Origin of the sequence: Noviherbaspirillum malthae (assembly GCF_015352985.1) — a bacterium.
In the GTDB taxonomy this organism is placed as follows: Bacteria; Pseudomonadota; Gammaproteobacteria; order Burkholderiales; family Burkholderiaceae_D; genus Noviherbaspirillum; species Noviherbaspirillum malthae.
Window position 1 is genome coordinate 1 of sequence record NZ_JACYXF010000093.1, and the last position, 19,196, is coordinate 19,196.

The window sequence follows — 19,196 nt, forward strand, 5'->3', positions numbered from 1 at the left end:
TCGACTTGCATGTGTAAGGCATGCCGCCAGCGTTCAATCTGAGCCAGGATCAAACTCTTCAGTTCAATCTCTGTTGCGCCCTCTCGGGCAACCTCGTAAGAGGTGTCGCTCACTCAAAATACTGACAGGTGGCATCTTGCGATGCCGACCTACTTGTTTCTTGTGCGAGCACTTCATATGCTTTGAGCCACGCAGCTTGCGCTGCCGGCCCGCTTCATCGAGCGCCCACACTTATCGGTTGTTGGTTGTTAAAGAACCTTGCCTGACAGAGCGTCGTGTCTGTCGCCGTCATGCTCATATAGGAGACGGCTGCCGGGTTTCAAGAGTCAGCCAGACTGCCGCTGCCCTTTACCGCCCTTGTTGCTTCCTGTCGCTTCGCGCTTTGTTTGCTGCGTTTCGCGACGGGAGCCGAACTATAGCAAAGCCTTTCAATGGATGCCAACTATTTTTTCTGTGTTGGAACAAAACCAATAAATTTGGATAATTCGACATCACCAGCGCCGGTCTTTCTCGTCACGACTTGACGCCGGCATGAATCCGAAGCGCATCGTCGCGAATTCGAAAAGTCCTTATCGCCGCACCTATACCAATGCACGGATTGTTTCCGACAGCACTCGCTGCAGCTCATTCGCATTGATCGGCTTGGTAATGTGATAAGCAAAACCCGCCTGCTTCGACCGCTCACGGTCTTTTTGGTCGCCCCATCCGGTCAGTGCGACCAGGATGGCCCCTTGCAAGCTGTCGGTCTTTCGCAGCAATCTCGCGACTTCATAGCCATTCAAGCCGGGCATCCCGATATCAAGAAATGCAAGTTCCGGCAGAAAGTCCTGCGCCTTTTTCATTGCGGCATATCCGTCATATGCAAGTTCTACTGCATGGCCATGCATCTCGAGGAGTGCCGCCAGACTGGCCGCGGCATCGGTATTGTCATCGGCGATCAGGATCCTCAGCATCCTGGCAACAGGATCTCCCGCCACATTCTGATCGCGTTTTTCACCAGGCTTGTCCTGGACGGAAAGCGACAAAGGCAGGCGCACGATAAAGGTACTGCCTTTCCCGGTTCCCGGGCTGGTCGCCTTGACCGATCCCCCGTGCAGATCCACGAGCTTGTGCACGAGCGACAGTCCGATCCCCAGTCCGCCCTGCGAGCGGCTCATGCCGGCGCCGACCTGGTTGAACATCACGAAGACCTTGCCCAGCGCCTCCGGGGGAATGCCGATGCCCGTATCACTGACCGAGATGACGGCATCCGTTCCTTCACGGCGGGCGAACACCTCGATATGCCCGTCGTTCGGAGTGTATTTCGCCGCATTGGTCAGCAGGTTTCCGAGTACCTGCGCAATCCGGACCGGATCGGCGTCGAGCATCAAGGGCTCTTCCGGAAGAATGACGTCAAGGTGATGCTTGCCGCGTTCAATCGCTGGAGCGCTTGTTTCCACGGCCGTCTTCACCAGCTCTTTGAGGTCGACGCTTTTCTTGCGGATTTCCACCTTTCCGCTCGTGATCCGTGCCACATCGAGCAGGTCGTTCACCAGATGGACCATGTGCGTCACCTGGCGATCCATCATCCCGCGCAGGCGGTGAATCATTTCCGGCTTGTCGACGCTGCGTCCCAAGACTTCCAGTCCGGTGTGGAGAGGCGCCAACGGATTTCGCAGCTCATGGGCCAGCGTTGCGAGGAACTCGCTCTTCAGGCGGTTGGCCTCGGACAGCTCGGCCGCCAGGCGCCTCAAGTCTTCTTCCGCCTTTTTCTGCTCGGTGATATCACTAAACACCAGGGCGACCTCGCGGCTGCTCTCGGCGCCGATACGAGTCGCATAGACGCTGAACCAGCGGCCCATCGCTGCGGAATGTTCGGTAAAACGTATCGACTCACCGGTCGTTGCAACCTTCCCGTAGATCTGGAACCAGTGCTTGTCCAAATCGGGGACGAGCTCACGGGCACGCTTTCCTGCCGCATTGTGCAGTCCGGTCTGCTTCGCAAACACCGCATTGGTTTCCAGGAACAGATAATCGACAGGATCACCGTTCGAATCAAACAGCATCTCGAGAATGCAAAAGCCTTCGTCGATCGATTCGATCACGGTGCGATAACGCTGCTGGCTGGCACGGAACGCCTGCTCGGCCCGCTTGCGTTCGGTCTGGTCGACGCCATGGACCAGGATGCCGGATACGTCGCCGTTACTCTCGCGCAGCGCCATGTACACGAAATCGACGAAGCGTTCGTCGGAAGAGCCGTCCGGATCTTGGAGTACGAGGCGGAGATCCGTGCCGATGTACGATTCTCCGCTTCGATAAACGCCGTCGAGCAGTTCGAAGTAGCCTTGATCGGCAACTTCCGGCAGGACTTCACGGACCGGCCTGCCTATCGCATCCCGGTTGCCTATCAGTTGCAGATAGCGTTCATTTGCCATCTCGAAAACATGATCCGGTCCGCTCAGAACGCACATGAACGCGGGCGCCTGGCGAAATACATCGGCCAGTCGCTCGTGCGCCAGCTGGGCGTCTTTCAACAGACGCTCGCGTTCGAGTTCGTCCAGTTTGCTTTGGGTCACGTCGCGAAAGATCTTCGCATACTGGACCACCTGTTCCTGCCCGTCCTGCAGGCAGACCATCACGCCGTCGGCGAAGAAGCGGCTGCCGTCCTTGCGCTGGTGCCAGCGCCGGTCAGTCGCGCGCCCCGTTTGCCGGGCACAGGTCCTTTCGGTTTGCGGCCGTTTGATCGCCTGGTCTTCCGGCGTGAAGATCAGGGAGATATTTTGGCCGAGGGCTTCATCTGCATGCCAGCCCGTGATGGCCTGCGCCGCACCGTCCCATTCGACGATCGCGCCGTCGAGATTGGTCACGACCAGCGCATAGTTGTGGGTATTGTCGAGGATGAGACGCAGGCGGCTGTCCTTCATCTGCAGGGCAGCATCGATTCTATCCTTGCGTATTTGTGCAAGCGCGGCGCATTTGCGTTGCAGGCCGATGAAGAGCTTGAGCTTCGCGCGCAGCACGGCGGCGCTGAGTGGCCTTGCGATATGGTCGACCGCTTCGAGGGAATAAGCTTCTTCCAGCAGAAGGCCGTTCAAATCGGACGCCGTCAGGAAAATGACAGGGGTGTCCAGAGAGTGCGGATGCCCGCGGACCAGCCGGGCGACCTTGAGACTTTCTGCGAATGCCGATTCGGCATCAAGCAGGATGACAGCAAATTCCATTGAAAAGATGCCGCGCAGCACCTCCTCCTCCGGTGCTGCCTTCACGAGCTGGCAGTCCAGGCCCTTCAGCGCACTTTCCAGCGCCGGCGGAGCTGCCGGCTCGTTGCTCACCAACAGTATTCGACTGGAAGACGTCATGACGCCTCCTTCCCTGCGTGAGAAAACTGGCGCATGAGCGCTTCGAGATCGGCGCGCGCGTAGAGCCGGTAGCCGTTCATGGGATGACGAAGCGGCTGAAGCTTGCCGGACTTGTCCCAATTGCGCAAGGTGGCGGCAGACACTCCCAGAAGTGCGGCGGCTTGACTGACGGTCAGGAAATCGTGGATGGAAAAGGCGGACGGTTCGGAAGACATGGAAGCTTGAGAAACCTTGCAAAACTTTGCAAAGACGTCAATCTAGCGACAGTGCACTTATCGATGCAGCTCAATTGCATTCCGGTTGATATTGCTCAAACACCCTCGGCTTCACCACTGCGCCAAGCCGTTTCTACGAAAAGGAAGAAACCGCGGTTTGCGTCCGGCACGGCGCAGCTTCGGCAGGGTGATGAATTGAATGCTGAACCCTTGCCGTCGAATTGGCGCATTTATCCGCACATCAAGCCGCTATCCGACTCGCAAGTGTCGGCCGAAATCCGTCAACTCATTCGTGCAGCCCAACGCCGCACTTGCCCCCTTAATCGGCATTCCGAAAAACCTCTTTTGGAATCAATGGGTTGCTCCGCATTTTCCGTCCCTCTCCGCTTCTGGCACAGCCCCTGCTATATCTCCCTCGAGTGCAACAAAACGCTCAGCGCTCAAAGCCCCCCTTATTCATTCAGGAGAACCAGCATGAAAACACTGATCCTCAAAGACCTGTCCGTCACTTCCGAACTTGATGCAAAGGCGATGACTTCCGTACGCGGCGGCATCGGCTTCCACCGGCTTCCCGCCTTGTTCGGCGGTCCGCTGGCCAGCTTCTCCAAGCATGAAATCAACTTCGGTGCCGAGCAGGCATTGGGTCAGGAGCAGAACACGCTGGTCAACAACGGCAACAACGTCGCCTTCGCCTCGGACATCAAGTCGACCGTCAACCCGACCCAAACCGGCAAGAACACCATCAACTTCATGTCCTGAATCTGCATGCCGATGGAGGCTGCGGCGCGGCTTCCATCGGCAAGTGTCGAACGCTATCCATTCAAGTCAACAAGGAGAATCCCATGTCCATCAAGATCCGCGACATCGCCGCCGCCACCGACCTCGACCATGCCTCGATGGCTTGCGTACGCGGCGGAAATGCCTGGCTCGCCGGCCTCGGTTCGCTCGCCAATGTCAACATCGGCGTCAGTCAGAACCTCACGCAATTGCAGAACGTCGAGGTCAACACCCTCAACAACGTCGGCTCCATCGGCTCCAATTTCTCACTGCCGATGATTAATGTCAGCCCGAGCCAGTTCGGCAAGCTCAACGCAACCATCTGATTGCGCCAAGACTGAACGGCAGGTCTTCATGCTCAGCACGCAAAACGCCCTGATAAAGGTTTGAAGCGCCGGTGCTGGAATGGGTAGGCGCAATGATGCAGCCAGGTCCGAGGCCTGCGCTCGCCTTGGACGAGGGGCCGCCTGCTTCGCTGCGTTGATTGATTCACTCACCGCTTTACCAGGGTCCGGCGATGCATCATCGGCATCCGCAGCTTATTGAATTGCGCATGCCCGGCGTTCTCTACTCAACGGTTTGAACCGAATTGCCAAGAGCGCCGGAGCGCTCGATGAACCTTCGGCGCGAACTCGGAAAATCAACAAACTCAAGCTCATGAATTATTTTTCTATTGCTGTCGCATTCAAGACGGCCGTTGCGCTGTCTGCGTTTCTCGCCGCTGCGGCCAATGCCGCAGGCGATCCTGTGCGAGGTGCACGGGATTTCAGGCCGTGCATGGCCTGCCACTCCGTCAAGTCCGGCGAGCACTCGATCGGCCCCAGTCTGGCCGACTTGTGGAACCGCAAGGCCGGAACGGTGGAAGGATTCTCACGCTATACCTCCGAACTGAGAGAGGCCAACGTCGAATGGAACGAAAGCAGCCTGGACAAGTGGCTCAGCGCTCCCCAGCAATTCGTTCCCGGGACCAGCATGAAATTCCAGGGAATCATGGATGAGAAGGAGCGCTCGGACATCATCGCTTACCTGAAAGCGGTTTCGGAAAACATTGCGCCCGACGTCTCGCCGCAGGGCGTCATCAGCGGAAAACGTTCGCGCGGAGGATGAAGCACCATGGTCGATGCTGCCATGGATCGCCTGTCCTGACGGAGCCCGTCAGGACAGGCCGCAAGCCGCCCGCTTTCGGGAGCGCCGACGCCGCATCCGGGCTATAATCACAGCCTCGTCCAACCCTTCAGCCCGTCTTTACAGGGCGGAATACGGGTTGCGATCAGGAGGACGACCTCCCCCATCATGGGAACATATCCGGGACGGCCCGGCTCTTTTTGAAGGAGAGCCGCCATGGCCTGGATCATGCTGATAATCGCCGGACTTTTCGAAGTCGTTTGGGCTTACTCGATGAAGCTTTCAAACGGCTTCACACGCCTCATTCCCTCCATCATCACGCTGGTCATGATGATGGCCAGCTTTGGTCTGCTGTCCCTCTCCATGCGCACGCTGCCGCTCGGCACGGCCTACACGGTCTGGACGGGCATCGGCGCGATCGGCGCTTTCGTCGTCGGAATCGCTGCCCTTGGCGAGCAGCTAAGCCTCATGCGCGTGCTTGCAGCGGTGCTCATCGTCTCCGGCCTGGTGCTGATGAAGCTCGGTACGCACTGAACCCGATGAGACCGCCGAGCCGGTTGGCCCCATTGGATCTGACGGGCCCCGCCGCTGCGGGCCTGTCCGATGTCTCCGCGCCAACCGGGATCGATCAGTCGCCTGCCGCAGCAAGGCGAATTGCGTTGAGCGTTCGCTCGCGTTCACTCAGCGGATGAAGCGCCCGTCCTTGCCTATCATGGTCAGTTCGACGAACTCGCTGCCAGTGTGATCTCCAGGCGCATAGGTCACCATCAAGCCGCCCAGGTCGACGCGCTGCATGGTTTCCATCGCGCGCACGAATCCCTCCCTCGTCAGCCTGGGGCCGGCGCGCCTGAGTCCCTCGACCAGTACCTTGGCATTGACGTAGCCCTCCATCGCCGCATAGGAAATGGTCGCGCCGCTTGCCTTTGCCACAGCATTGAATTCCTGTCCGAGCGGCGTGGAAATCAGGTGCGGTGCCGGGGTTACCTGCGACACGATGACGCCGGTACCTGCCGGACCCAGTTCCTTGACGAAGGCCTGCGAGGAATTGTTCGACAGCGTCATGATCTGCGTCTGGCTGCCGGCGGCGCGGATGGCCTTGATGACATCGATCGTATTCTTGGCGGAGCTGACGACGATCAGCGCCGCCGGATTGGCCTTCACGACTTCGTCCGCGGCCGCCTTGTTGTCGGGATTGACGCGGGCAAACTTGAGGACCACCGCAGGCTTGAGCTTGCGTGCCTCCATCGCTTTCATGAAACCTTCCAGCCCGTCCTGACCGAAGGCATCGTCGACATGGAGTATGCCGATTGCCTTGATGCCGATGGTCGTGAAGTGCTCGACAGCGCGCACGACTTCATCCTGGTACTTGGCGCGGATATTGAACAGCATGCGATGCGCCGGCTGATGAAATATCGCCGCGCCCGTACTCGGCGCCACCAGCGGGATATTATTGCCTTCGAGCAGAGGCAGGATGCCCTGGGTGTGCGGCGTGCCGCGTCCCTGGAACAGGGCAAAGACGCGTTCCTTTCTGATCAGCGTCTCGGCATTGGCGCGGGTCAGGGCAGGATCGAACTTGTCGTCGAGCATGCGCATTTCGATCTTGCGGCCATGGATGCCGCCCTGCTTGTTGACCTGCCTGAAATAAGCCTCGGCACCCTCGTTCATTTCCTTGACTGGCCCGGCGACGGTGCCGGTCAGTCCTACCGTCTGTCCGATCAGGATGGTGGTGTCGGTCACGCCGTCTTCAGCCGACACGGGAAGGATGCCGGCGCCTGACAATGCAGCAAGCAGGATGATGCGCAGGCTCGCGCGTCGCATTGGGTTCATCATGTCTCCTTGACTTTATTCTGGCCAACGTCGCCTGTCGTGTGCCTTCTGCAGCGCGGCGCTCGTTTCCTTGCATTTTATTTCTTTTGGGCAAGCTTTTGCTGCTATTGTGCGGGAGGCTGCATGCCCGGTGCAGTTTTAATGCTGCCGGTCTTGGAGCAAGTGTCGTTTTTATGTAACAAAAGAGCGGGCAGGGCGTCTGCCGGCACGTGGCCATGGCGCCTGCAGAGCCGGCAGGCGCCCGGAGTGGTATTCCCATCAACGCGGGCTTGATCGCACCGGCAGGTAGCGCTTACTCCCCGCGGCCTCGGCCACGTTCCTTGTCGGCCCCGAGTTCCGCAAGCAGCAAAGCCAGTTTCTGCATTTCCACCGGCTTGACGAAATGATGGTCGAAGCCGGCGTCTGCCGTGCTTTTCCTGTCCTGCTCCTGGCCGTAGCCGGTGACCGCGATCAGGGTCGACGATGCCGATTTCGGATGCGCGCGCAGTTGCCGGGCCAGTTCGTTGCCGTCGATGTGCGGCAGGCCGATGTCCAGCAGGAAGACGTCCGGGCGTTCGATGCGTGCCCTTTCCAGCGCCCGCATCGAATCGTGCTCCACGAGCACCTCATGCCCTACGGCTTCGAGAACCATGGCAAGCATGTTGGCGGCATCGGCATTGTCATCGACGACCATCAGCCGCAGGCCGGCCGGCTTCGCGGCGCCGGAATGGTGTTTGTGCAGATTTTCCTCTGCATCGGCCAGCGCGACGCGCGGCAGGCAGATCGTGAATTCGCTCCCCTGTGCAAGGCCGCCGCTGTGCGCCTTGACCGAACCCTGATGCAGTTCCACCAAGCTCCTGACGAGCGCCAGACCGATTCCCAGTCCGCCCTGGGACCGATCGACCGTTCTTTGCGCCTGGCTGAACATTTCGAATGCACGCTCCAGGAACTCCGGCGTCATGCCGATGCCGCTGTCTTTTGTTGCAATCAGCACCTCTTCTCCTTGCACTTCCACCCGCAAATCGATGCAGCCGCCGTCCGGCGTGTATTTCGCCGCATTGCTGAGCAGATTGGCAATTACCTGCACCAGGCGCTTCGCATCGCCGCGGATCAGGGCCGACTGCGGCGGCATGTGCACGGCCATATGATGCCGACGGGACTCGATCAGGGGGCGAACCTGTTCCACGGCCTCGGCCGCAATGCGCTTTGCATCCAGCGTCTCCATCTGCAGCGTGATCTGTCCGCGCGTGACGCGGGACACATCGAGCAGGTCATCGACCAGACTGGTCATGTGCCTCACCTGGCGCGCAATGATTTCACTGGTCTGGCGCACCCTGGCTTCATCCATCCGGCCAAGCTGCAGCAGGTCGGCGGCGGCGGCAATCGGCGCCAGCGGGTTGCGCAGTTCGTGCGCCAGCATGGCCAGAAACTCGTCCTTGCTGCGCGCGGCATGCTGCATCTCCTGCTCATGCCGCTTGCGTTCATTGATGTCCTTGAACAAGATACCGACCTTGCCTTCGCCTTCCTCCTCCGCTCTGAAGGCATACACATCGAACCAGCGCTGGAGGGCTTTGGCCTCGTTTTCGAAACGCACCGCCTCGCCCGTGCGTGCAACCTTGCCGTAGATCTCGAACCAGTGCCTTTCAAGGCTTGGGGCGAGTTCAAGCGCAGTCTTGCCTTCCGCATTGCTCAGGCCTGTCTGCTGCTCGAAGGTGACGTTGACTTCGCAGAACCGGTAGTCCACCGGACGACCATCGGCGTCGAACATCATTTCGATGATGCAGAAGCCTTCGTCGATGGAGTTGAACAAGGTCCGATAACGCGCCTCGCTTCGCCTCAGGGCAACCTCGGCCCTCTTGGCGTCGTGCACGTCGGTCGAGGTGCCGAACCAGCGCATGATCCGGCCCGTATCCGGATCCCGGTGCGGCTCCGCGCGTACCAGGAACCAGCGGTATTGGCCCGAAGACGAGCGGATCCGGTGCTCGACGCTGAAGGTCCGGCCTTCGTTCGCCGCAGCTTCCCATGCTTCCATGGTCGGCGCCTGGTCGTCGGGATGCACGAATTGCTCCGCGATCTCGCCGGCGGTTGCGGGCGTGCGCGAAGCGCCGGTGTAGAGCTCCCACTGGCGGTTGAGGAATTCTGCGTTGCCTTCGGCATCGGTGATCCAGACGATCTGCGGAATGGCGTCGGCCATCATCCGAAAGCGCATTTCGCTGTCGCGCAGTTTCTGTTCCGCACCGACGCGTTCGGTCGCATCCTGAAAATAAACCGACAGGCCTTCCCGCGCCGGATAGGCCTTGACCTCGTACCAGCGCTCATGATCCGGAAAATAGAAGGTGAAGTTCACCGGCGTGCGTTCCCTCACAGCTCGGCGGTACATTGTCTCCAGTTCGGTGCCCAGCAGGCCGGGATAGACTTCCCAGACGTTCTTTCCGATCAGTTCGCCGGAGCTTCGCCCGAGCACCAGCTCGGTCTGGTGATTCACATAGGTGAATTCCCAGTTGCGATCAAGGCTGTAGAAGGCGTCGGTGATGCTTTCCAGAATGGACCTGGCATCATCCAGCGCAGGCTGCTCTTGCTTGAGGTCGGAGTTCAAAGTGTTGCCCTTGGCCAGTCATCTCGACCAGAGCATAGCCTAGAATGCTGCGGTGCGGGCTTGCACGAAACGAAGGGCAGGCGGCAAATATGGCTGGCACTTGCCAAAGAATCAAAGCGGCCTGGCGAACAATCCTATGGTCAGCGCGATGCCGATGCATACGACGGCAATGCGCAGCAGCTTTTCATTGACCCGGTGCAGCGCCCATGCGCCGCACAGACCGCCGATGATGGCGCCGCTTCCGAGAACGATCGCTTCTTGCCAATGCAGATGCGGCGAGGTGAAGAACAGGATCACCGCCGACGCATTCATCACGCCGGCCAGCACATTCTTGGTGGCGCCGGCATTGCGCGTGGGCAGTCCGGCCATGGTCAGTGCAGCCAGCATCAAGAAACCGACACCGCCGCCGAAATAGCCGCCGTAGACGGCAATGACGAATTGGGCAAAGGCCGTGCCGGCCGGCCCGAGATGCACGCTGGTGGCGCCCTGCCTGTGGAAGAAGCTGCCCCAGGCAAACACGGCGGTTCCGAACAGAACCAGCCACGGCACCAGACGGGCAAAGACCGAGGATGGAGTATTGAGCAGCAGCAGGCCGCCTGCTGCGCCGCCGAGGAGGCTGACCACGAACAGGGCGCGGAACGTCAGCGCGCCGGAGCCGGTGACTAGCTTGCGTCCCGCGAAGCCGGAAGTCAGCTGGCCGGGAAATAGCGCGACCGTGGATGTGATGTTGGCCGCCAGCGGAGACATGCCCGTCAGCATCAGCGCCGGCAGCGTCACGAAGGAACCGCCGCCGGCCAGGGCGTTCTGGAGGCCGGCCCAAAGGCCGGCGGCAAAGATGAGGGCGAGGAGCATGAGACCGGAAAAATTCGTTACAGCGACGCATGATAGCGAACTTTCCCGTCATGGATGGTCAGCGTGACGACCAATGCTCCACCCGATGCCGCTTGCGCGCGAGGAGAAATCAGAACAGTTTCGGTTCGTCTAGAGCGCTTTCGGCTTGACTGGGCTCGGCGAGGCCGAGGTGATTTGCCTGCAGAACAAGGCGTGGCGACGCGACATGGCGGGGCCATGGCAAGGAGACACAACGCAGTGCTGCGGGCAAAGCAGCCGGGATCGTCAGTCAAGTCAAACCGAAAGCGCTCTAGAACTCTTCCCACTCATCCCCGTTGGTTGCCGGAGCGACGCGGGCGGGCGACTGCCCGGAAGCGATCGCTGCCGGCTTTGAAGGATGCGGCGATGGCGTCGTCTTCGCCACCGCGACAGGCATCGCCGCAGTCTTTCGGGAATTTGCGACGGCGGTCTTCCCGGCGGGCTGCGATCGGGATGGCGACTGCGGCTGGACATGCACGCCACCGAGCCTGAACACGCTGACTGCCTGCGCGAGTTTTGCAGCCTGGTCCTGCAGGGATTCCGACGCCGCGGCGGCTTCCTCGACCAGCGCGGCGTTCTGCTGCGTCACCTGGTCCATCTGGGTGACCGCCTGGTTGATCTGTTCGATGCCGTCGGTCTGCTCCTGGCTCGCCGCGCTGATCTCCGCCATGATGTCGGTCACCCTGCGCACGCTGTCGACGATGTTCTGCATGCTGCTGCCGGCCGTATTCACCAGCCGGTTGCCGGCCTCGACGCGCTCGACCGAGCTGTTGATGAGGGTCTTGATTTCCCTGGCGGCGGCAGCCGAGCGCTGGGCCAGCGTGCGCACTTCGCCGGCAACTACTGCGAAGCCCCTGCCCTGCTCGCCGGCGCGCGCCGCTTCGACGGCGGCATTGAGCGCCAGGATGTTGGTCTGGAAAGCGATGCCGTCGATGACGGAAATGATGTCGACGATCTGCCTCGCCGATACGGAGATGTCGCTCATGGTGACGACGACCTGTTCGATCACGCTGCCGCCTTCGGCCGCGGCGCCGGAGGCATCGATGGCCAAGGTATTGGCCTGCCGCGCATGCTGTGCATTCTGCCTGACGGTCGCTGCGAGCTCTTCCATGGAGGAGGCCGTCTCTTCGAGAGAACTGGCCTGCTGCTCGGTGCGCGAGGAGAGGTCGAGGTTGCCGGCGGCGATCTGGTGCGAAGCGGTAGCGATGGTGTCGGTGCCGTTGCGCACTTCGAGGACGGTCTTGTGCAGGCTGGCATTCATCTGCTTCAGCGCGGCGAGCAGGCGGCCGACTTCATCCTGCGAACGCACGTCGATGTCGCGCGTCAGGTCTCCTGCGGCGACGGTCTGCGCGATATCGACCGCATCCTGCAAGGGACGCGTGATGCTGCGCGAGAGCAGCCATGCGAGCAGCGCACCAAGAACAAGGGCGAGCGCGCCGAGTACCGCAAGCACCAGCCGTGCGTTGGCATAGACCTTGTCGATGTGGGCATTGGCGTCGTCGAAGACCTTGCCCTGGAATGCCAGCACCGCCTTGACGGAATCGACATAGGCGTTCATCGCCGGAACCATCTTGGCGTCGATGAATGCCCTGGTTTCCGCTTCGGGTGCGTTATCCGCTTTCATCCGGAAAGCGGCATCGCGCGCTGCAACGTAAGCCTTGCGCATGTCGCCGACATTGCCCATCAGGCGCTTGCCTTCGTCTGAATGAATCAGCTGTTCCAGTTCCTTTTGAATTTCCGTGACGCGCTTGCTGGTCGCCGTCATCTCCGATTCGAAGTAGCGCTGATCGTCGGCATCGCTGCTCCTGGCCTTGGCAAAGGTGCGCACCGCGTTGGTCGAGATGCCGCGCAGCCATTCGTCGGCAAGCTGCTTCTTCTGGGAAGCTTCTACCATGTAGTTCTTGGCCGTCACCACGCTGGACAGTTCCAGTATGCCGACGCCGGTCATGAGTGCAGTCAAGGCGAGTACTGCCGCAAATGCCGCGCCAAGTCGCACGCCGATCTTCAAGTCTTTGAGTTTCATATTGTCGATGCCAGTCAATCAACAGAATCGCTAGTCGCTGCCCGGCGATGACGGCCGTACCCGTCTCCATGGGAGCGGGCACGGCAAGGACCGGCCTGGCAGAGAATTTGGATTCGGAATATTTGCCGTAATATCGATAGCCTCGATAGGCGGCAAACACCTTCATGGGGAACAACGCGATGACCGACGGCGGGGATTGGGCTGACGGGATGAGTATTGCGCTTGTATCTGCACCGGATTATAACTTCACGCGTTGCCCTGTTGAAAGCAGTGCCGCTCGAAAATAAACCGGCGACCGCTCGAATCCATTAAAAGATGGTTGAATCGTTAACGGCGACACGGATTGCGGCCAGAACGAGCGTGATGGCGTCGTACCGGGAGCGATGTGTTGACGCCGCTCGCGGCTGCACGTGCGCGCTTGTGCGAAAATTGCGGCAACGTGGAGTTGCCGAAGTGTCACCACAGCACTTTGACAGAAGCAGATATGGCACGATGTCCAGCCAGTTCCTGCAGTTCCGCAATGCATGACCAGCCGGATTCGCGAACCATCTGTTTTTGATGCGAATCTGACATAATCCAGCCCTTTCGGATTCGACAACACGCCGCCTCGCTGCCAAGGCTTCGTTGCCATGCAGCCGTAGCGCCGCCTGACCGTGGACAGCCGTCCCTCCACGCGAATCCCTCATGAGAACAGGAGCAATAGATGAACGACTCAACGTCCGGCCAGACGAATACTGCCAAGCCGTCCTTCCTGCGCAGGATTCCACTGGCGTTCGGCGCCTTTTTCCGCACCTTTTCGGATATCGATTTTGCCTCCCGCATCAATACGCTGAGCCAGGAACCCGAAGCCACGCCCGCACCGCCGCAGCCGGAGCCCGAGAAAAAACCCGAAGTCGCTCCGCCGCCGCTGAAGGAGGCCTCTTCCGATGCGGCGCTGCTGCTTCTGAGCCTGCTGCAGCGAGATGCCCGTCTCATCGATTTCACCCAGGAAAACCTGGTCAATTATTCGGACGCCGAAATCGGCGCGGCGGCGCGCGTCGTACATGAAGGTTGCCGCAAGGTATTGAACGAGCACTTCACCATCGCACCGGTGCGCGAAGACAATGAAGGCAGCACGGTCACGCTGCAGGAAGGTTTTGATGCCGCCGCCATCCGCCTGACCGGCAACGTGGTCGGCAGCGCGCCTTTCCGCGGCACGCTGACCCACCGCGGCTGGCGCGCCACCGATGTGCGCCTGCCCAAGCTGGCGGAAAGCCATGACGCCTCGGTGCTGGCGCCGGCGGAGGTGGAATTATGAGCACCGCCCGCTATTCGATCGGCATCGATCTCGGCACCACCCATTCCGCGCTGGCCTATACCGACATGGGCGCCAGCGACGGCGAGAAAACCATCCACGGCGTGCTGGAAGTGCCGCAGCTGACGGCGCCCGGCGCGGTGGAGTCCCAGCCGCTGCTGCCCTCTTTCCTCTACCTGCCGCACGGCGACGAACTGGCGCCGGGCGAACGTACCCTGCCCTGGACGGCCGACCTGCCGTATGTGGTGGGCGAACTGGCCCGCACCCGCGGCGCCACCACGCCGATCCGCCTGGTATCGAGCGCCAAGAGCTGGCTCTGCCATCCCGGCGTCGATCGCCGCGCCGCCATCCTGCCGGGCGATGCGCCGCCGGAAGTGCAGCGCGTGTCGCCGCTGGAAGCCTCGGTGCGTTATCTCGAACACATCAAGGCTGCATGGAACCACGCGCATCCGGATGCGCCGTTCGAAATGCAGGACGTGACCGTCACCATTCCGGCATCCTTCGACCCGGCGGCGCGGGAGCTGACCGCCGAAGCCGCCCGCACCGCGGGCTATCAATCGCTGACGCTGCTGGAAGAGCCGCAGTCGGCGCTCTACAGCTGGATCCAGAACAGCCAGGGCCAGTGGCGCAAGCAGGTCAGGCCGGGCGACATCATTCTCGTGGTCGACGTCGGCGGCGGCACCAGCGACTTTTCGCTGATCGCGGTGCTGGAGCGCGAAGGCAACCTGGAGCTGCACCGGGTCGCGGTCGGCGACCACATCCTGCTCGGCGGCGACAACATGGATCTCACGCTGGCCCATGTGGTCGCGCGCAAGCTCGCCGCCGGCGGCACCCAGCTCGATCCATGGCAGATGCGCGCGCTGACCTATGCCTGCCGCTCGGCCAAGGAAAGTCTGCTGTCGGACGCCGGCGCGCAGAACGTGCCCATCGTCGTGCCGAGCCGCGGCTCCAAGCTGATCGGCGGCTCGATCCGCACCGAACTCACGCGCGAGGAAGTGACTTCGGTCATCCTGGAAGGCTTCTTCCCGCAGGTCGAGGCGTCGGCGCGTCCCGCCACCCGTACCCGCGCCGCGCTGACCCAGCTCGGCCTGCCCTTCGCGCAGGATGCCGCCGTCACCCGCCATCTGGCCGCCTTCCTCGCGCGCCAGACTGCGGCGCTGTCGGAGCTGGAGGATTTCGCCGGACGCGTGCGTACCGACGCCTCTTTCCTGCACCCGACAGCGGTGCTGTTCAACGGCGGCGTGTTCAAGTCCGGCATCCTCGCCGAACGCATGCTGGCCACCATCAACGGCTGGCTCGCCGCAGAGAGCGCCGAGCCGGCCCGCCTGCTGACCGGCGCCGACCTCGACCTGGCCGTGGCACGCGGCGCCGCGTATTACGGCTACGTGCGGCGCGGCAGCGGCGTGCGCATCCGCGGCGGCACGGCGCGCGCCTTCTATGTCGGCGTCGAATCCTCGATGCCCGCCATCCCCGGCATGGAGCCGCCGATCCAGGCGCTGTGCATCGCGCCCTTCGGCATGGAGGAAGGCACCGAAGCCGAACTGCAGACCGAGGAATTCGGCCTGGTGGTCGGCGAGCCGGTGCACTTCCGCTTCTTCGGCTCTTCCACCCGCCGCCAGGACCAGATCGGCACCATGCTCGATTTCTGGCAGCCCGATGAATTGCAGGAGCTGGAAGAGATCCAGTCGATGCTGCCCACCGAAGGACGTCAGCCCGGCGAAGTGGTGCAGGTCAGGCTGCATGCGAAGGTGACCGAAGCCGGCACGCTGGAATTGTCGGCGGTGCCGCGCAACGGCAGCGAGCGCTGGAAGGTGGAGTTCGACGTGCGCGGACAGGCGCAGTCCTGATGCGTATTCAATACAGGATGCGATGAAGCGCTACAGGGTCGGCATCGATCTCGGCACTACCAATACCGTCGTCGCCTATGCGGAATACGGCGGCCATGACATCCGCCTGTTCGACATCGAACAGCTGACCGCGCCCGGCGAGGTCAAGGCCGCGCCGCTGCTGCCATCCCTGCGCTTTCATGCGGCGCCGGGCGAGTTGGCCGCGGGCGACCTGCAGCTGCCATGGACCGGCGCTCAGGATGCAGCAGCCGCACCCGTCATCGTCGGCGCGCTGGCGCGCAAGCTGGGCGCGCAAGTGCCCGGCCGGCTGGTAGCCAGCGCCAAGAGCTGGCTGTCGCATGCGGCGGTCGACCGTCTCGCGCCCATCCTGCCATGGGGCGCGGGCGACGATGTGCCCAAAGTGTCGCCGGTGGACGCCAGCGCCAGCTATCTTGCCCACGTGCGCGCCGCATGGAACCAGCGCTTTCCGGATGCGCCGCTGGAAGACCAGGACATCGTCCTCACGGTGCCCGCCTCCTTCGACGAAGGCGCGCGTGCCCTCACCGTCCGTGCCGCGGCCCAGGCAGGCCTGACGCAGCTGCGCCTGCTGGAAGAGCCGCAGGCGGCCTTCTACGACTGGGTTTTCCGGCATCGCGCCAACCTGGCCTCCGAACTGGAGCCGACCCGCCTGGTGCTGGTGTGCGATGTCGGCGGCGGAACGACCGACCTCAGCCTGATCAAGGTGGAGCTGCAGGACGGCCAGCCGCAGCTCACGCGCATCGGCGTCGGCAAGCATCTGATGCTGGGCGGCGACAACATGGACCTGGTGCTAGCCCATGTGGCCGAGAGCCGACTGCAGGGAAACGGCGTAGAAGGCAGTCATGGCGGAAATGGTGGAAAGCGGCGCCTGTCGGCCACCGAATTGTCGCAATTGCTCGAGCGCTGCCGCGGCGCCAAGGAAAGGCTGCTCGCCTCGGATGCGCCGGAGAAGGTGGGCGTCACGCTGCTCGGCGCCGGCTCACGCCTGATCGGCGGCTCGCGCACCGTCGACCTGACGCGCGAGGAAGCCGAGCGCATCGTGGTCGACGGCTTCTTTCCTCTCGTTGCAGCCGACGAACCGGTGCAGCAGCGGCGCAGCGGCATCGTCGAATTCGGCCTGCCGTATGCAAGCGACCCCGCCGTTACCCGCCATCTCGCAGCCTTTCTATCCCAGTTTGCCGCCGCGTCCCGCGAAGCGCTCGGCTTGCCCGCCGATGCCTCCGTACCGGCGATTCCCGATACCCTGCTGCTCAACGGCGGCGTCTTCCGCGCGCCGGCCCTGGCGTCGCGGCTGCAGGATGCCCTCGGCCGCTGGCGCGGGCAAGCCCTGCGCCTGCTGCATAACGACAATCCTGATGTCGCGGTCGCCCGCGGCGCGGTCGCCTTCGCATTGGCCCGCGAAGGCCTCGCGCCGCGCATCGGCGGCGGCTCGCCGCGCTCGTATTTCCTGATGCTGGACGAGCGGCAGACTACGCAGGCAAGCGATGGCGCCGTGCGCGCCGTGTGTGTCCTGCCCAAGGGCAGCGAACAGGGACGTGAACTCCTGCTGGAAGACCGCGTGTTCGCGCTGCGCCTCGGCCGGCCGGTACGCTTTCACCTGATGTCGTCCACGGTGGACGCCGGCAACCGCCCCCCGCTGCCGGGCGAGCTGGTCCAACTGTCCCCGGACGAGCTTGTACCGCTTCCTCCGATCGCCACCGTGCTGCCGGCAGAGGCAGGAGCGAAGCAGGAAGTGCCGGTGCGCCTGGCCACGGCGCTGACCGAGGTCGGCACGCTGGAAATGCATTGCGTGAGCACCGAGGATGCGCAGCGGCGATGGCTGCTCGAATTTCAGCTGCGCGACGCTGAGGAAGGGACTGAAGGCGATGCCCGGCAAGCCGCGTCGGTATCCTCCGCCGGCGGCAATGCGCTGCCGGCCCGCATCAACGATGCTCTGGAGAGAATTGATCGCATCTTCGGTACCCGCGCACAAAAGGTACCGCCGAAGGAAGTCAGGCAACTGAGGGCGCAGCTGGAAAAGCTGATCGGCGGCCGCGAGCAGTGGAGCACGCCTGTACTGCGCAAGCTGTTCGACGCGCTGCTGCAGCGTGCCCGTGCCCGCCGCCGCTCCGCCGAGCATGAGCGCGTCTGGCTGAACCTGGCCGGCTATTGCCTGCGCCCCGGCTTCGGCTATCCGCTCGACGACTGGCGCATCGATCAGCTCTGGGCCATCTTCGACACCGGCATCCAGTATGTGAAGGACAGCCAGGTCGCTGCCGAGTGGTGGACCTTGTGGCGGCGCGTTGCCGGCGGTCTCGACAATGCCAGGCAGCTGCGCCTGCTGGACGACTTCGCCTTCAATGTGCAGGACGACGAAGCCGCGCTGCGCGAGCGGCCGCCGCATCTCGTCGCCGGCGGCTACGACGACATGCTGCGCCTGGCGGGTTCATTGGAACGCATCCCGGCCGGCTACAAGGCCGAAATCGGCGACTGGCTGCTGGGGCTGCTGGACAAATCGGTGCCTGTGCAGCGCGGTGCCGTGCCGCCCGCCGACAGCCTCATCCTGTGGACGCTGGCCCGCCTCGGCGCGCGCCGGCCCTTCTACAGCAATGCGCATGATGTGGTGGCACCCGATATTGCTTCCGGCTGGCTGGACAGGCTGATGGCGCTGGACTGGAAGCGGGTTGACGGCGCGGCGCTCGCCGCAGCGCATATCGCGCGTTCCACCGGCGACCGAACGCGCGACCTGGCGCCTGAACTGCGCGAGCGGGTCGTGCAGCGGCTCAGGCAGTCCGGGGCATCGCCTGCCTGGGCGGCGATGGTGGAACAGACGGTGGAGCTTGATGAGGTGAGCCAGCGCGGTTTCATTGGAGATTCGCTTCCGCCGGGGTTGATGCTGATTGCTTGAGCTTCTTTGGCTTTGATGGCGGCTGGCCGTAGGAAGGGTCAATGGAGCTGGCAATGCGTGCTTAACCCATCCCCACCCCAACCCTCCACCTCGCCGCTTGCAGGCGGCTCCGACTTCGCAGGCGCAACGCAGTGCGTTGCGAAACCCCTGCTACGTCCCCTTGAAGGGAGGGCGCAACACACGCATTGCGCTTGCGGAGTCTAAGCGACTTGTCGTCTTAACTGTCTTAGCTGTCTTAGCTGTCTTAGCTGTCTTAGCTGTCTTAGCTGTCTTAGAACGTGATCGATATTTTTCTGTCCAAACCAGGTTTGTAATGACATTGATCCGGAATGAGCAGGAAGTATTATCCAAGCGATATCAGTCGTGAACAGTTTGACCAAGTTCGTCCCCTGTTGGAGGG

The 19,196-nt window shown here is 62.2% G+C and carries 13 protein-coding genes and 1 rRNA gene; 7 read left to right on the top strand and 7 right to left on the bottom strand.

Translation table 11 applies throughout. From position 1 onward, the window contains the following. From IGW03_RS34485 to IGW03_RS34495, 3 genes are all read right to left on the bottom strand, one after another. Window positions 1-65 (bottom strand): 16S ribosomal RNA (locus IGW03_RS34485); the annotation flags it as partial. Between the two features lie 516 nt (window positions 66-581). Next, complete coding sequence (locus tag IGW03_RS34490; protein ID WP_228536276.1) at window positions 582-3,338, bottom strand: PAS domain S-box protein; 2,757 nt, start codon at window positions 3,336-3,338, stop codon at window positions 582-584. Continuing rightward, window positions 3,335-3,553 carry a MerR family transcriptional regulator gene (locus IGW03_RS34495; protein WP_194726926.1) on the bottom strand — a complete coding sequence of 73 codons (219 nt, stop codon included), beginning with the start codon at window positions 3,551-3,553 and terminating at the stop codon, window positions 3,335-3,337. The genes IGW03_RS34490 and IGW03_RS34495 overlap by 4 nt, the downstream gene beginning before the upstream one ends. A gap of 474 nt (window positions 3,554-4,027) precedes the next feature. On the opposite strand from IGW03_RS34495, the gene IGW03_RS34500 reads away from it, so the two are divergent. From IGW03_RS34500 to IGW03_RS34515, 4 genes are all read left to right on the top strand, one after another. After that, complete coding sequence (locus IGW03_RS34500) at window positions 4,028-4,312, top strand: hypothetical protein (protein WP_194726927.1); 285 nt, start codon at window positions 4,028-4,030, stop codon at window positions 4,310-4,312. A gap of 83 nt (window positions 4,313-4,395) precedes the next feature. Next, a complete protein-coding gene (locus tag IGW03_RS34505; RefSeq protein WP_194726928.1) occupies window positions 4,396-4,656 on the top strand; it encodes a hypothetical protein in 261 nt (86 codons plus the stop codon). Between the two features lie 331 nt (window positions 4,657-4,987). Continuing rightward, complete coding sequence (locus IGW03_RS34510; RefSeq protein WP_194726929.1) at window positions 4,988-5,437, top strand: c-type cytochrome; 450 nt, start codon at window positions 4,988-4,990, stop codon at window positions 5,435-5,437. A 234-nt stretch (window positions 5,438-5,671) separates the two neighbouring features. After that, window positions 5,672-5,989: a DMT family transporter gene (locus IGW03_RS34515; protein WP_194726930.1), complete on the top strand. Its 318-nt coding sequence runs from the start codon at window positions 5,672-5,674 to the stop codon at window positions 5,987-5,989. 147 nt (window positions 5,990-6,136) lie between these two features. Here IGW03_RS34515 and IGW03_RS34520 read toward each other — a convergent pair whose 3' ends face one another. The 4 genes from IGW03_RS34520 to IGW03_RS34535 form a co-directional block, all read right to left on the bottom strand. Continuing rightward, complete coding sequence (locus IGW03_RS34520; protein WP_228536277.1) at window positions 6,137-7,285, bottom strand: ABC transporter substrate-binding protein; 1,149 nt, start codon at window positions 7,283-7,285, stop codon at window positions 6,137-6,139. Window positions 7,286-7,574: 289 nt separating this feature from the next. Further along, the gene (locus tag IGW03_RS34525) at window positions 7,575-9,857 is read right to left on the bottom strand and encodes a hybrid sensor histidine kinase/response regulator (protein WP_194726931.1); all 2,283 of its coding nucleotides are present in this window, start codon (window positions 9,855-9,857) and stop codon (window positions 7,575-7,577) included. A gap of 111 nt (window positions 9,858-9,968) precedes the next feature. Then, window positions 9,969-10,709, bottom strand: coding sequence for a sulfite exporter TauE/SafE family protein (locus IGW03_RS34530; protein ID WP_194726932.1), 741 nt, complete (start codon window positions 10,707-10,709; stop codon window positions 9,969-9,971). A gap of 289 nt (window positions 10,710-10,998) precedes the next feature. After that, window positions 10,999-12,750, bottom strand: a complete 1,752-nt coding sequence (locus tag IGW03_RS34535) for a methyl-accepting chemotaxis protein (RefSeq protein WP_194726933.1) — start codon at window positions 12,748-12,750, stop codon at window positions 10,999-11,001. A 703-nt stretch (window positions 12,751-13,453) separates the two neighbouring features. On the opposite strand from IGW03_RS34535, the gene IGW03_RS34540 reads away from it, so the two are divergent. Genes IGW03_RS34540 through IGW03_RS34550 form a run of 3 tightly spaced genes read left to right on the top strand, consistent with a single transcriptional unit; the run spans window position 13,454 to window position 18,796 of the window. Next, entirely contained in the window at window positions 13,454-14,047 is a 594-nt protein-coding gene (locus IGW03_RS34540) for a DUF2760 domain-containing protein (protein WP_194726934.1), read from the top strand. Next, window positions 14,044-15,891 carry an Hsp70 family protein gene (locus IGW03_RS34545; protein ID WP_194726935.1) on the top strand — a complete coding sequence of 616 codons (1,848 nt, stop codon included), beginning with the start codon at window positions 14,044-14,046 and terminating at the stop codon, window positions 15,889-15,891. Before IGW03_RS34540 ends, IGW03_RS34545 begins: the two co-directional genes overlap by 4 nt. A gap of 22 nt (window positions 15,892-15,913) precedes the next feature. Continuing rightward, window positions 15,914-18,796, top strand: coding sequence for an Hsp70 family protein (locus IGW03_RS34550; RefSeq protein ID WP_194726936.1), 2,883 nt, complete (start codon window positions 15,914-15,916; stop codon window positions 18,794-18,796). The last annotated feature ends 400 nt before the right edge of the window (window positions 18,797-19,196 follow it).

Bases quoted from the DNA above. Each gene is read 5' to 3' on its own strand.
- IGW03_RS34505 (WP_194726928.1), top strand. From the start codon at position 4,396: ATGTCCATCAAGATCCGCGACATCGCCGCCGCCACCGACCTCGACCAT.
- IGW03_RS34550 (WP_194726936.1), top strand. From the start codon at position 15,914: ATGAAGCGCTACAGGGTCGGCATCGATCTCGGCACTACCAATACCGTC.
- IGW03_RS34515 (WP_194726930.1), top strand. From the start codon at position 5,672: ATGGCCTGGATCATGCTGATAATCGCCGGACTTTTCGAAGTCGTTTGG.
- IGW03_RS34500 (WP_194726927.1), top strand. From the start codon at position 4,028: ATGAAAACACTGATCCTCAAAGACCTGTCCGTCACTTCCGAACTTGAT.
- IGW03_RS34545 (WP_194726935.1), top strand. From the start codon at position 14,044: ATGAGCACCGCCCGCTATTCGATCGGCATCGATCTCGGCACCACCCAT.
- IGW03_RS34540 (WP_194726934.1), top strand. From the start codon at position 13,454: ATGAACGACTCAACGTCCGGCCAGACGAATACTGCCAAGCCGTCCTTC.
- IGW03_RS34520 (WP_228536277.1), bottom strand. From the start codon at position 7,285: ATGATGAACCCAATGCGACGCGCGAGCCTGCGCATCATCCTGCTTGCT.
- IGW03_RS34510 (WP_194726929.1), top strand. From the start codon at position 4,988: ATGAATTATTTTTCTATTGCTGTCGCATTCAAGACGGCCGTTGCGCTG.
- IGW03_RS34490 (WP_228536276.1), bottom strand. From the start codon at position 3,338: ATGACGTCTTCCAGTCGAATACTGTTGGTGAGCAACGAGCCGGCAGCT.
- IGW03_RS34530 (WP_194726932.1), bottom strand. From the start codon at position 10,709: ATGCTCCTCGCCCTCATCTTTGCCGCCGGCCTTTGGGCCGGCCTCCAG.
- IGW03_RS34535 (WP_194726933.1), bottom strand. From the start codon at position 12,750: ATGAAACTCAAAGACTTGAAGATCGGCGTGCGACTTGGCGCGGCATTT.
- IGW03_RS34495 (WP_194726926.1), bottom strand. From the start codon at position 3,553: ATGTCTTCCGAACCGTCCGCCTTTTCCATCCACGATTTCCTGACCGTC.